Source organism: Paraburkholderia sp. J94 (assembly GCF_905220285.1).
Classification (GTDB): Bacteria; Pseudomonadota; Gammaproteobacteria; order Burkholderiales; family Burkholderiaceae; genus Paraburkholderia; species Paraburkholderia tropica_A.
Map to the genome: position 1 here is coordinate 227,457 of NZ_CAJMZH010000013.1, position 13,571 is coordinate 241,027.

Annotated in this window: 9 protein-coding genes; all 9 read left to right on the plus strand. The window is 64.9% G+C overall.

Annotated features, from left to right (window positions below):
* The first annotated feature begins 129 nt into the window (after positions 1-129).
* The 9 genes from U4Y88_RS26775 to tssF all read left to right on the plus strand — a co-directional run bounded on the left by U4Y88_RS26775 (position 130) and on the right by tssF (position 13,438).
* Positions 130-1,611: a catalase gene (locus U4Y88_RS26775; protein ID WP_321787519.1), complete on the plus strand. Its 1,482-nt coding sequence runs from the start codon at positions 130-132 to the stop codon at positions 1,609-1,611.
* A gap of 341 nt (positions 1,612-1,952) precedes the next feature.
* Positions 1,953-2,567 carry a cytochrome b gene (locus tag U4Y88_RS26780; protein WP_310632535.1) on the plus strand — a complete coding sequence of 205 codons (615 nt, stop codon included), beginning with the start codon at positions 1,953-1,955 and terminating at the stop codon, positions 2,565-2,567.
* A gap of 82 nt (positions 2,568-2,649) precedes the next feature.
* On the plus strand, positions 2,650-4,143 hold the full coding sequence (locus U4Y88_RS26785) for a glycosyltransferase (protein WP_321787521.1): 1,494 nt from the start codon (positions 2,650-2,652) through the stop codon (positions 4,141-4,143).
* A 341-nt stretch (positions 4,144-4,484) separates the two neighbouring features.
* Complete coding sequence (locus U4Y88_RS26790) at positions 4,485-5,891, plus strand: circularly permuted type 2 ATP-grasp protein (protein ID WP_321787523.1); 1,407 nt, start codon at positions 4,485-4,487, stop codon at positions 5,889-5,891.
* A 61-nt stretch (positions 5,892-5,952) separates the two neighbouring features.
* Entirely contained in the window at positions 5,953-6,906 is a 954-nt protein-coding gene (locus U4Y88_RS26795) for an alpha-E domain-containing protein (RefSeq protein ID WP_321787525.1), read from the plus strand.
* 70 nt (positions 6,907-6,976) lie between these two features.
* On the plus strand, positions 6,977-7,777 hold the full coding sequence (locus U4Y88_RS26800; RefSeq protein ID WP_321787527.1) for a transglutaminase family protein: 801 nt from the start codon (positions 6,977-6,979) through the stop codon (positions 7,775-7,777).
* A 101-nt stretch (positions 7,778-7,878) separates the two neighbouring features.
* On the plus strand, positions 7,879-8,745 hold the full coding sequence (locus tag U4Y88_RS26805; protein WP_310632531.1) for a proteasome-type protease: 867 nt from the start codon (positions 7,879-7,881) through the stop codon (positions 8,743-8,745).
* 278 nt (positions 8,746-9,023) lie between these two features.
* The gene (locus U4Y88_RS26810) at positions 9,024-10,706 is read left to right on the plus strand and encodes an acid phosphatase (protein ID WP_321787551.1); all 1,683 of its coding nucleotides are present in this window, start codon (positions 9,024-9,026) and stop codon (positions 10,704-10,706) included.
* A 779-nt stretch (positions 10,707-11,485) separates the two neighbouring features.
* The gene (tssF, locus tag U4Y88_RS26815; RefSeq protein ID WP_321787529.1) at positions 11,486-13,438 is read left to right on the plus strand and encodes a type VI secretion system baseplate subunit TssF; all 1,953 of its coding nucleotides are present in this window, start codon (positions 11,486-11,488) and stop codon (positions 13,436-13,438) included.
* The last annotated feature ends 133 nt before the right edge of the window (positions 13,439-13,571 follow it).

Sequence of the window (13,571 nt, forward strand, 5' to 3'; positions counted from 1 at the left end):
ACAATGCTCTTTCCCTGGCGCGGCGGACCGCGCGCAGAACCGTCCCACAATCCAGCCGCGACGCCCCACTGAGAAGGAGCGCGGAACGATCCGTGCAGCGCGGCCTGGCGATTCCACAGGAGATGTGAAATGGCTGATTCGAGCGGCAAACCGCTGGGCAAATCCACGACGAGCGCGGGCGCACCGGCCGTGAGCGACCGCAATTCGCTGACGGTGGGACCGGACGGTCCGATCCTGCTGCACGACGTGCATTTCCTTGAGCAAATGGCGCACTTCAATCGCGAGAAGGTGCCCGAGCGTCAACCGCACGCGAAAGGCTCCGGCGCATTCGGCGAGTTCAAGACGACCGAGGACGTTTCGCAATACACGAAGGCGGCGCTGTTCCAGAAGGGCGCGGCCACCGAGATGCTGGCGCGCTTCTCGACCGTCGCGGGCGAGATGGGCAGCCCCGATACCTGGCGCGATGTGCGTGGTTTCTCGCTGAAGTTCTACACGACCGAAGGCAATTACGATCTGGTCGGCAACAACACGCCGGTATTCTTCGTGCGCGATCCGATGAAGTTTCCGCACTTCATCCGCAGCCAGAAGCGTCTGCCCGATTCGGGCCTGCGCGACGCCGAAATGCAGTGGGACTTCTGGACCCACAACCCGGAAACGGCGCACCAGGTCACGTATCTGATGGGCGAGCGCGGCTTGCCGAAGACGTGGCGCAACATGAACGGCTACGGTTCGCACACGTATATGTGGGTGAACGCGAAGGGCGAGAAGTTCTGGGTCAAGTATCACTTCCACACCCAGCAGGGCATGGCCCACTTCACGAACGCCGAAGCCGAGGCGATGGCGGGCCGCGACGCCGACTTCCATCGCCGCGATCTGTTCGAGGCCATCAAGCGCGGCGAATTCCCGTCGTGGACGCTGTTCGTGCAGGTCATGCCGTACGCGGAGGCGAAGCACTATCGCTTCAATCCGTTCGATCTGACCAAGACCTGGTCGCACAAGGACTACCCGCTGATCAAGGTCGGCACGATGACGCTGAACCGCAACCCGGAGAACTTCTTCGCGCAGATCGAGCAGGCTGCGTTCTCGCCGGGCAACACGGTGCCGGGCATCGGCCTGTCGCCGGACAAGATGCTGTTGGGCCGCGCCTTCGCCTATAACGACGCGCATCGCGCGCGTATCGGCACGAACTTCAACCAGCTGCCCGTGAACCGCCCGAAGGTGCCCGTGCAGACCTATCAGTTCGACGGCCACATGGCGTTCGACCATACCGGCAACGCGCCGGTCTACGCGCCGAACAGCTTCGGCCGTGCGTGGGCGGACGAAACCGGTCCCGCCGACGACGGCTGGGAAACCGACGGCGACATGGTGCGCAGCGCCTACACGCTGCACGCGGAAGACGATGATTTCGGCCAGCCCGGCGATCTCGTGCGCAACGTGTTCAACGACAAGCAGCGCGAACTGCTGGTCGAGCAGGTGGTGGCGAGCCTGAACGGCGTGGGCAGCCCGGTGCGCGAGAACGTGTTCACGTACTGGAAGCATATCGACGCCGACGTGGGCCGCCGCATCGAGGAAAAGGCCGGCGCCGCGAAGGTGGCGGAGCCCGTGAAATGAGCGTGTGAAATAGCGTTTGAAACCGGCGTGTGAAATAAGCCGCGAGTCTTCGCGCGCGCTTCATCCTGCTTCATCCCGAACCGGATCGGCCCACGCGGGCCGCTCCGGTTTTTTCATTTTGATTACCGCTGCATGACGGCCGCCGGGCTCCAAACTGACACGCGCGCCATCGGGCGGCTTCTGCGCTGTCAGGGACGAAGGCCCATAATGTGCGGGTCGCCGGGCTGCCGCATCGCGCGCAATCGTCTGGGCGCGTTGGAGCCTGGCCGCTTGCCGCGCGTGGCGGGAATAATTTCGGCGCGCGGCGCGTTAACCCATCTGACCCGTTACGGCACGCTCACGTGAAAACCTCTCTCTCCGCCGAATCCCGCTTCGACAGCGCCGCCGCCTCGCAGAAGTACACGCGCGTCGCCGTGCTGCTGCACTGGTCGATCGCCTTGCTGATTCTCGCCAATGTAGCGCTCGGCCTGACTGCCGCGCTGCTGCCCGACGGCACGCTCTCCGACGAGGCGATCCGCTTCGTGATCGACACGCACAAGTCCATCGGCATCACCGTGCTCGGCCTCGCGATCCTGCGCGTGCTGTGGCGCGTCACGCATCGTCCGCCGCCGCTGCCTGCCGAGTTTCCCACCTGGGAAAAGGTCGCCGCGCACGCCGCGCATATCGCGCTCTACGTGCTGATCTTCGCGATGCCGCTGTCGGGCTGGCTGCACGATTCCGCGTGGGTGGCCGCCGCCTCGCATCCCATGTATCTGTTCGGCCTGTTCGAATGGCCGCGCATCGGCTTCATCATGAATCTCGATGCGGCGACCAAGAACCAGCTGCACGAGCAATTCGGCGCGCTGCATACGGCGTGCAGCTACGCGCTGTATGGCGTGCTCGCGCTGCATATCGCGGGCGCGCTCAAGCATCAATGGATCGATCGTCATTCGGTGCTGCGCCGGATGATGCCCTGAAGGCTGAAACGGTTCGATCAACCGAGGTTCGATTCAACCCGCTGACGCCATGCATCGACGCAACGAAGAAAAAAGGATTGCCTTGAACGACTCGCTCGACCAGGCGCTTGCGCGCACTTCGCCGCGCCTCGCGCCGCCGCCCACACCGCTCATCAGCGTCGTGATCCATCTGAGCGTCATGGTGCTCTGGTGCGTGCTGTTCGCGCGCGCGTTCTTTCTGCAGGGCGTGGTGGCGTGGTCGACCGGCATCGCGTATGTGATTTACGACACGGTGCTGCTGCTGTTCGTGGCGTGGCAGGCGCGCGTGCTGCTGCGTCCTGTCGATGCCATCGACACGGCTGCGGACGGCGTGACGGGTGATGCTGCGACGCGCGCGCGGCCCACGCTCGGCGTGATTGTCGCCGCGCACAACGAGGCGGCGGTCTTGCCGATCACGCTCGACGCGCTGTTCGCGCAGACGCGCGCGCCGCAGCAGATCGTGATCGCCGACGACGGTTCGAGCGACGGCACGGCCGCGCTGCTCGCGCAACGCTACGGGCTCGCCGATCCGGGAGAAGGGCGCATGAGCGCGCCGTCCGCGCGCTATCCGGCGCTGCGCTGGCTCAAGCTCGCGCACGGCGGCAAGGCGCGCGCGCTCAACGCGGCGCTCAGCGCGATGGACACCGACACCGTGATGACCGTCGACGCCGACACGCTGCTCGAACCCGACGCCTGCGCCGCGATGGTCCAGGCGTTCGGTCGCGAGCCGCAACTGGTCGCGGCGGCGGGCCTGCTCACGCCGGTCTGCGGCAATTCGGCGAGCGGACGCTTCTTCCAGTGGTTCCAGACCTACGAGTACATCCGCAATTTCATCTCGCGTTTCGCGTGGATGCGCGCGGACAGTCTGCTGCTCGTCTCCGGTGCGTTCGCGGCGTTCCGGCGCGAGGCCGTGATGACCGTGGGCGGCTTCGATCCGCATTGCCTCGTCGAGGACTACGAACTGATTCACCGCCTGCGCCGCTATTCGGCGCTCGAAGGATTGGGCTGGGACGTGCGCGTGATCGGCACGGCGCGCGCGACCACCGACGCGCCCGGCACGCTCACGAGTTTCCTGCGCCAGCGCCGACGCTGGTTCGCGGGCTTCCTGCAAACGCAGTACTGGTATCGCGACATGACCGGCAATCGCCGCTACGGCAAGCTCGGTCTCATGATGCTGCCGGTCAAGGCCTTCGATACCGTGCAGCCCATTTACGGGCTCACGGCCTTCGCGCTGCTGCTCGGTTTTCTGTTCGACGGGCGCTTCACGATCGTGCTGCCCGTGCTCGCGGTGATCGTCGGCAAGATCGCGATCGATCTCGCGTTTCATCTGTTCTCGGTGCACCTGTACCGGCGCTGGAGCGGCGACCGCACGCACTCCAGTTTCGGCATGGCCTTGCTGGCGGCCATCTTCGAGCCGTTCTCCTTTCAGCTCATGCGTCACACGGGTGCCACACTCGGCTGGTTCCATTTCCTGCTTGGGCGGCGTAAATGGGGCGTGCAGCAGCGCACCGGACTCAGCGCGCATGGCCAGCGCGAAAGCGCGGCCTCGTCGCGCTGAGCGGGTTCTCGGTCTCGATGTCCGCGTGGCCGGTTCCGGCGCGTATCAAGACGATATTCGTCTTGATGCGCCACGCATTCCTCTGATCTAAACGCCGCTCGCCCGGTCCGCACCGCCTCTGCACCACGATGAGGCGCGCGGACAGTTGGCGTCGCCAGCCGCTCGCGCATTGCGCGGCGGCTTTCGTTTGCGCGCGCCAATTTGCACCACGACGGCGCGCGAAACGGGGCGCGCGTATGGCATGTCCCTTGCTTTTCCCGAATACGCAGCGCGCCACGCATGACGCCACGACGATCATGCGTGCGAGACGCGCCGCTGCATCCACGCGCGAGAACGAGCCGATGCAAGTCCATGACGAAATGCGCGACGAGGGCGCGGTGCGCCCACACTACGAGCGGTTCCAGCACTGGCTGGAGCGGCAGACTGGCGAGACGATGGCGCGCAAGCGCGCCGAGGCGGACCTGCTGTTCAGGCGCGTCGGCATCACGTTCGCCGTCAACGGAGACCTGTCGGGAACCGAGCGGCTGATTCCGTTCGACCTGATTCCCCGCGTCATTCCCGCGGACGAATGGGCGCTGCTCGAACGCGGTCTGCGTCAGCGCGTGCAGGCGCTCAATCTGTTTCTGCACGACGTCTATCACGATCGCGACATCGTGTGCGCCGGGCGCATTCCCGCCGAGCAGGTCTACACCAACGCACAGTATCGGCCCGAGATGCAGGGCATCGATCTGCCGCTCGGCGTCTACGCGCATATCGCGGGCATCGACATCGTGCGCGACGGCCGCGATGGCGCGTTCTACGTGCTCGAAGACAATCTGCGCGTGCCGTCCGGCGTCTCGTACATGCTGGAGAACCGCAAGATGATGATGCGGCTCTTTCCCGAACTCTTCGTGCAGCACAAGGTGGCGCCGGTCGCGCATTATCCCGATCTGCTGCTCGAAACGCTGCGCGCCTGCGCGCCTGCGGGCGTCGATGATCCCACCGTCGTGCTGCTCACGCCGGGCATGTACAACTCGGCGTATTTCGAGCACACATTTCTCGCGCAGCAAATGGGCGTCGAGCTGGTCGAAGGCAGCGATCTGTTCGTTGAGGATAACTACGTGTTCATGCGCACGACGCAAGGCCCGCGCCGCGTCGACGTAATCTACCGGCGCGTGGACGACGACTTTCTCGATCCGCTCGCGTTCCGCGCCGATTCGGCGCTCGGCGTGGCGGGTCTGCTCACAGCGTATCGCGCGGGCCGCGTGGTGCTCGCGAACGCGATGGGCACCGGCGTGGCCGACGACAAATCGATCTATCCGTATGTGCCGGACATGATCGAGTTCTATCTCGGCGAAAAGCCGATCCTCAACAACGTGCCGACGTGGCAATGCCGCCGCCCCGACGATCTCGCCTATACGCTCGACCATCTGCCTGAACTGGTCGTCAAGGAAGTGCACGGCGCGGGCGGCTACGGGATGCTCGTCGGTCCCGCCTCGACGCGCGCGGAAATCGAGGCGTTTCGCGCGCGCCTGCTCGCGCGGCCCGGCAATTACATCGCGCAGCCCACGCTCTCGCTTTCGGCGTGTCCGACCTTCGTGGAGGCGGGCATCGCGCCGCGCCATATCGACCTGCGTCCGTTCGTTCTGTCCGGCAAGACCGTGCAGATGGCGGCGGGCGGGCTCACGCGCGTCGCGCTCAAGGAGGGCTCGCTGGTCGTGAATTCGTCGCAAGGCGGCGGCACGAAGGACACGTGGGTGCTCGAATAAACCCGATCGACAGAATCGCTGCAACTGGAACCGCTGCAACTGGAACCGAAGAGGAACGACCATGCTGAGCCGTACCGCCGATCATCTGTTCTGGATGGCCCGTTATATGGAGCGGGCCGAGAACACCGCGCGCATGCTGGACATCAATCTCAAGGCGCTGCTGCTGCCCGGCAATGCCGACGACGAGGCGCGCACGCATCGCGCGATGTTGCGCATCTCCGAGCTCGACGCGGCCTTCGACGCGCGTCACGAGAAAGTCACGCGCGCGAACGTGCTTGAATTTCTGGTCGCGGACCCGACCAATCCGTCGAGCATCTATTCATGCCTGCAGGCGGCGCGCGAGAACGCCCGCGCGGTGCGCGGCACGCTCACGACCGAGTGGTGGGAAACGGTCAACGACACCTGGCTGCAATTTCACGAGCTATTGCGCAGCGACGAATTGACCACGCACCCCGAAACGCTGTTCGAGTGGGTGAAGTTCCGCTCGCATCTGTCGCGCGGCGTGCGCGTGGGCACGGCCTTGCAGGACGACGCGCTGTTCTTCACGCAGCTCGGCACGTTTCTCGAACGCGCGGACAACACCGCGCGCATTCTCGACGTGCGCTTCGTGGAAGTCGATAACGCCGATTCGCGCTCGGCGGCGCGTCAGCTCGAAGACTTCTATTACTGGACGTCGATCCTGAGTTCGGTGTCGGCGCTCGAAATCTATCGCAAGGTCTATCGCGACGTGGTCACGCCCGCGCGCGTGGTCGAGCTGCTGATCCTGAACCAGCAGATGCCGCGCTCGCTGCTCGCCTCGATGGATGGCGTGTGCGCGAATCTCGCGATGCTGCGCACCGATACGTCGAAGGAAGTCGAGCGCACGGCGGGCAAGCTGCGTGCCGAACTGCTCTATGCGGATCTGCGGCAGATTTTCTCGGTGGGCGTGCATACGTTTCTGACGCAGTTCCTCGCGCGCGTCTACGAACTCGGCAACCAGGTCGCGCGGACTTATCTGATGTTGCCGGTGGGTTAAGCCGGCCCGCGCGGATCGATATCTTTTTCGTCTCGATGCTGTTTTATCGTCGCTTTAGAGGACATTCGCCATGCAACTCGCGATTCGCCACGACACCGTCTATCGCTACGACGCGCCCGTGCATTATTCGATTCAGCAGTTGCGCCTCGCGCCGCTCACCACGTCGAGCCAGATCGTCACGCAATGGCACGTGGATGCGCCCGGCAAGCTCGAAGCGAGCCGCGACGCCTACGGCAACGCGCTGATGACGCTGGTGCTCTCGCGGCCGCACAGCGAGATCCGGCTGCGCGTGCGCGGCGAAGTGGAGACCGTGCCGCTCGCCGACGGCCGCCTGCCCGAAGGCGAGGGACCGATCCCCGCCCAGCATTTCACCTCGCCCACGCGCCTGACCGAAGCCGACGAGCCGCTCACCGCGTTCGCGAACAGCCTCGCGCCGCTCGACCGCGCGGCGGCGATTCTCGACGCCGCGGCGCGCGTGACCGAGCGCGTGCGCTACGAAGCGGGCGTGACCGACGTCACGCATACGGCCGCCGACGCGCTCGCGATGGGACGCGGCGTCTGCCAGGACCACGCGCACGTGATGCTCGCGCTGTGCCGCGCGCGCGGCGTGCCGGCGCGCTACGTGAGCGGCTATGTCGATCCCGGCGATGTGCCCGAGATGGCGAGCCACGCGTGGGTCGACGTCTGGCTCGACCACGGTTGGACCACGGTGGACGTCACGCACGCGTGCTTCGCCAGCGAGAAGTACTGCCGCATCGCGGTCGGCCGCGACTATGAAGCGGCGGCGCCGGTGCGCGGTCGCCGTATCGGCGGACTGAACGAGACAATGGACGTGAACGTGCGCGTCAGCGCGCAGGGCGCGCAGCAATAGTTTTCTCGGTATCGCAAAGGAAACTCAAGGCAATTCAAGGAGACGGCGCGCGTTTCGCATCGGCAACCACGGTGCGCCGAACGACGCGTCGAAGGAACAGCATGACCTACTGTGTGGCAATGGCCGTCGACGACGGCCTCGTTTTTCTCGCCGATACGCGCACGAACGCGGGCGTCGATCACATCAGCATCTCGCGCAAGATGGCCGTGTTCGAGGAGCCCGGCGAGCGCGTGCTCGTGCTGCTCGTAGCCGGCAATCTGGCGATCACGCAGGCGACGCTGCAGGTGCTCACCGAGCATCAGGATCCCGCGCGGCCCACGCTCTGGAATGCGCCGAGCATGGTCGAGGCCGCGCGCATCGTCGGCGAGGCGGTGCGCGAGGTGCATCGGCGCGACGCCGAAGCGCTCAAGGCGTTCAACGTCGATTTCAATTGCAGCTTCATCCTGGGCGGCCAGTTGCGCGGCCAGCCGATGCGGTTGTTCCAGATCTACGCGGCGGGCAATTTCATCGAGACGTCGAGCGTCAATCCGTATTTCCAGATCGGCGAATCGAAGTACGGCAAGCCGATCATCGACCGCGTGCTCACGCCGCGCACGCCGCTCGACGAGGCCGCGAAATGCGCGCTGATTTCGATGGATTCCACCTTGCGCTCGAATCTCTCGGTGGGCTTGCCGCTCGATCTGCTCGTGTACGAACGCGATACGCTGCGCGTGACGCGCTATGCATCGCTCGACGAATCGAACGCCTATTTCGACATGCTGCATTCGACCTGGGGCGCGCGGCTGCGCCAGGTGTTCAGCGAAATTCCCGATCCGCTCTGGACCGACAATGGCAACGTGCCGCGTCAGGATCGCGTCGAGTTGCCGATCGTCGCGCGGCCCGCGCACGAGGGCGGCAGCGCCGAGCCGCGCCTCGCGCAGACGCTCGCGCAAGGGCCGCAACCGACGCTGCCGCCGCGCGAGAGCTGACGGCTTGCGCGGTTTGGGCGGGCATGGCCTGGCCGTTGTCGATACGGTTATCGTTGATGCTCCCTTCGCCGTAGCCTGAGACGCGCATGTCGCGGACGCGCACGTCGCGAACGCGCGCGCACGCGGTATCCTCCTGCGTGATGTGTAGTACGCGTGGTGTAGCACGCGTGCGGTGCGCGAGCCCGCGCGCGTCTTTCGACCGGACACAGGACACAGGAGACAGGCTCATGAAGCACGACGACCCGAAGCCCGAGGACCAGCACGACACGGGCAGCCCGATGAGCGATCAGGACGCCACGCACGGCCCGCGCGGCCCCGACGATCCCGCGCGCCGGCGCGTGCTCGGCGGCCTCGCGGCGGTCGGCGTGGGGCTGGCGATCGCCGGCTGCGAGACGCCGGGGCAGGGCGCGATGGCCGGGGCCGCGGCGCCGCGCAGCGCAGGCGATGCGCGTATCGATGCGGCGATGCGCGACCAGGTGCGCCACATCGTCGTGATCTACGCCGAGAACCGCAGCTTCGTGAACCTGTACGGCAATTTTCCGGGCGTGCAGACGCCGCTCGCGGGCGTGGACGCGGCGCGCTACACCCAGCTCGACCGCGACGGCAAGACGCCGCTCGCGCAGTTGCCGAAGATCTGGGGAGGCCTCGTTCCGCAGGCGCAGGAAGTCGGCGGCAAGCGCTACATGATCGGCGAACCGGCCATCGCGGGGCTCGCGAACCAGCCGTTTCGCATCGCCGATGCGCAGGGCCAGCCGCTGCCGAACGGCGTCATCACGCGCGACCTCGTGCATCGCTTCTATCAGAACCAGATGCAGATCAACGGCGGACGCAACGACCAGTTCGCCGCGTGGGGCGATTCCGGCGGCCTCGTGATGGGCTATTACGAGAACTCGGCGGACACGCTGCGGCTCTGGCAACTCGCGCGGCAATACACGCTCTGCGATAACTTCTTCATGGCCGCGTTCGGCGGATCGTGGCTCAACCACATCTTCCTGATCTCCGCGCAGGCGCCGTTCTATCCCAACATCCAGGCCAGCCCGGCGAAGCACATGGTCTCCGTGCTCGATGGCGACGATCCGCTCGGCACGCGTTTGAAGATGGCGTCGGCGAGCCCGGCGTCGGCGCTGGGCGGGCCGCCGAAGTTTGTGAACGACGGCGCGTTCACGCCCGACGGCTACGCCGTCAACACGATGGCGCCGCCGTATCAGCCGAGCAGCGTCCGCCCGGCCGAGGAGGGCAATGCCGCGTGGGCCGATCCCGCCGATCCGCGTGTGATGCCGCCGCAAACCTACGCGACGATCGGCGACCGGCTGTCGGCGAAGGGCGTCGATTGGGCCTGGTACAGCGGCGCCTGGCAGTACGCGCTCGACCATCGCGACACGGGCGCCGTGCCCGATTTCCAGTACCACCATCAGCCCTTCAACTACTTTGCGAACTTCGCGCCGGGCACGGCGGCGCGCGCGCGGCATCTGCGTGACGCGGGCGTCGGCGACGATCCGGCCACCAATCGCCTGCTCGCCGATATCGATGCGGGCCGTCTGCCCGCCGTCACGTTCTACAAGCCGCAGGGCAATCTGAACATGCACGCGGGTTACGCGGATGTGGAGTCGGGCGACCGTCATGTGGCGGCCGTCATCGAGCATCTGCAACGCAGTCCGCAGTGGGCTAACACGGTGATCGTCATGACGCACGATGAGAATGGCGGCTGGTGGGACCCGGTCGCGCCGCCGGCCGGCGACCGCTGGGGGCCGGGCTCGCGCGTTCCGGCGCTGGTGATCGCGCCGTTCGCGAAGAAGGGCTACGTCGATCACACGTTCTATGACACGGCGTCGATCCTGCGCTTCATCAGCCGCGTGCACGGCCTCGCGCCGCTAGACGGCGTGGCGGCGCGCGATCGTGCGCTGACCGCGCGTGGACAGACGCCGCCGGGCGATTTGACGGCGGCGCTCGATCTGGCTTGAGCTGGCCGAAGGGATGTAATCGAACGCAAAGCGAGGAACGCGCGGGCGGCGCATGCGCGGCGCGTTCGTCGTCCGCGCACGTGTTGCGCATTCGTAGCGCAGGTTGCCGCTTTCGTGACTGGAGCGACTAACTGTCCGTCCGATCAATGGGTTGGCGTAATCTCCAGGGGGTTATCCCCAAAGTTGTCCACGAAATCTGTGGACAACTTTTCTGCGCAAAAAATGTGCATTTCCGGTGCTCTGTGGTGGATTTTCGTTTTGGGTCAGTGACTTAGGTGAAATGTCCCAAGGTTGCCCACAAGGCTGCCAACAAAAACTGTGGACAAGCCATCCGCCAATCTGGCGATTCACGACCAATCTGCTTCCATCGGGAACGTCGTGAACAATCCGATACGCTTCAGGCACTTGGCGTACTCGTCCCAGGGTTACACACAGGGCTGTCAACGAAATCTGTGGAAAACCTGGGATTGGTGGTGTGAGGGGGGGGGAGGGTCTTTTTCGGCTGACTCCAGCTTGAGCGCTTTGATCGTCTAGACCGGATCAATCATCGGGTCTGGACGTCCGCTCAGAGTTCTCTTTCGCCGGCACGAGATCTACCCCAGAGTGCGGTGACTAAATGCTTGGGGAAAAACTCGCGTTGTTTTCTGACTCCGCACAATGGCGGCTGACGCCCGCGTGCTGCAAGTGACTTCGTGCGCTGCATAATCTTCATGATCAACATGGCGCGAATTCTGGGTTATTAAATCAGGATAACGAATTGATGCGGAGGCCGACTGGCGATGGACCCGGAATTCCCGAGGTATTACCAGAAAGAGCTGAGCTATATAACCGAGTCATTCTGCGGCGATTTCGCGCAGTGGCATGTCAAGATTGCCGCACGGTTCGGCATCCAGGCGGGCGAGATCACCGACCTCTATCTTCAGCGGTTGATCCAGAGCTTTGCTTTCGTTGCTGCCGGTTCACAGATGGGTATCGACCGGCACTCGCATGAGATCCCCTTGGCTTTTCTGGATGGCGTCGATATTAACTACACCGCGCCGCTGCCGTCCCTCGGAATTGCGCGTTTCTTTCCTGACGCAGATGGTGCGCACAGTGCGCAGGGCCTGGTGCTGCCGCGCGGCACACCCCTGACCCTGGGCGAAGCCGCCGAGGACCAATCCACCGAGGATCAAGCCGCTGGAGGGCGCGCGGAATGCGTGTTCCATACCACCCAGCCCGTCGCGATCTGGCCGCTTGCGATTGCGCGGGTGAAGCCCACGGGCGTCCCTGCGGACATTCCCCGTCTCTACGACTATCTTCACGAGAGCCGCGACACGTCGAACGTGAAGGGCGCGCTGCGGCTGCGCCTCGCTACGCTCAACGGCACGCCAGTATGCCGGCTCGACGGCCTCGACCGGCTCGCTTTTTATCTGTGCGGCGACGAAGCGATGGCGTCACGGCTGTTCGAGCTGATTCATACGAGCGTGATCGGCATGGTGATGGGTGAGCCGGACCAGTTCGACGCAGGCGAACTCCATGGCATGAACCGTCCGGGGCTGCCGCAGATGCGCGTGGAGTACGAGGGGCTGGAGCCGGACGATAGTCTGCTGCGTCCGGTGTGGCCGAAGTGGCACGGTCACCGCCTTGTGCATGACTTTTTCGCGCTGCCCGCACGGTTCTGGTTTTTCGCGCTCTCGGGGCTGGCGGCAGGGTTGAAACGCATCAATGGCCCTGAAGTCGAAATCGTGCTGCTGCTTTCGCGTGAGGTCGCGACACTCGATCCGCCGATCCGCGTGGAGGACTTCGCGTTGTTCTGCACACCCATCGTGAACCTGTTTGCCACAAAAACCGGACAGTTCGTTCTCGACCCACGCAAGGACGAACACCCGCTTGAACCCGTCATCGATGAGCGTACCGACTACGCGATCCATTCGGTCGATTGCGTGCGCGGGCAGGCGGACGAGAACGCGCCGGTCGTGACGTACCAGCCGCTCAATTCCGCGTTGCACGACGATACGCGGCGCAACCCGAGCTACTTCTCGCTGCGTCGCGAACTGGATCTGGTGCCCGACAACGCACGGCGCTACGACACCCGCCAGGAGTTCGTCCAGACGCGCACGCATCTGCGGCTGCTTGGTCAGGGCCGGCAGCGCGACAGCAACGGTAGCACGCTGGTCGAACTGGATGCCTGGCTGACCAATGGCGACCTGCCGTGCGTGCTGCCGCTGAACGGCGTGGACGATCTTGGCGTGAGGGATATCAAGGCCGTGCGCAGCGTTGTCTTCATGCGCGGGCCGACGCCACCCAGGCCGCCGCTTGCGCACGGCAGGAGCGGTGACGCCGCGTGGGAACTCATGCGTCTGCGCTTTCTGGAGCTGGACGTATTCGATGACGAATTCTCGGAGAAAGATCCCGGTGGAGGGCTGCGGGACATGCTGAAGCCTTTCCTCGATGCTGGCGGCCCGGACATGACGCGCTTCCTCGATGCGCTGGTCGGCGCACGCGTGAGGCCGATCCGCGACCTGCACCGCTGGGAGCGCGACCTTCAACTGACCCGTGGCATTGCCGTCACGCTCACCTTCGATGAATCCCGGCTCGATGGCTGGTCGGCTTTTACGTTCGCGCTGGCGCTTGAACGGCTCGTCGCGCGACACGTTTCCTACCTTTCTTTCACCCGCACCACATTCTGCACGACCCGGCGCGGCGAAATATTCACCTGGCCGACGCGCACCGGCACACGTGGCGCTTTCTGAAGGAGATGCATGGATGGCATGGAATACCCAACCGCGCACGCTGGAAATTGTCAGCAACGCGATTCCCGAGATATACGGGAAGAAAATCTTTGAGCCAGTACGTTTCGCCGGTGTGAGCAAACTCGGCAGGCTT

What these genes read in the sequence shown, in the direction of transcription:
- U4Y88_RS26805 (WP_310632531.1), top strand. Translation starts at nt 7,879, where the DNA reads ATGACCTACTGTGTGGCAATGGCCGTCGACGACGGCCTCGTTTTTCTC.
- U4Y88_RS26775 (WP_321787519.1), top strand. Translation starts at nt 130, where the DNA reads ATGGCTGATTCGAGCGGCAAACCGCTGGGCAAATCCACGACGAGCGCG.
- tssF (WP_321787529.1), top strand. Translation starts at nt 11,486, where the DNA reads ATGGACCCGGAATTCCCGAGGTATTACCAGAAAGAGCTGAGCTATATA.
- U4Y88_RS26795 (WP_321787525.1), top strand. Translation starts at nt 5,953, where the DNA reads ATGCTGAGCCGTACCGCCGATCATCTGTTCTGGATGGCCCGTTATATG.
- U4Y88_RS26790 (WP_321787523.1), top strand. Translation starts at nt 4,485, where the DNA reads ATGCAAGTCCATGACGAAATGCGCGACGAGGGCGCGGTGCGCCCACAC.
- U4Y88_RS26810 (WP_321787551.1), top strand. Translation starts at nt 9,024, where the DNA reads ATGAGCGATCAGGACGCCACGCACGGCCCGCGCGGCCCCGACGATCCC.
- U4Y88_RS26800 (WP_321787527.1), top strand. Translation starts at nt 6,977, where the DNA reads ATGCAACTCGCGATTCGCCACGACACCGTCTATCGCTACGACGCGCCC.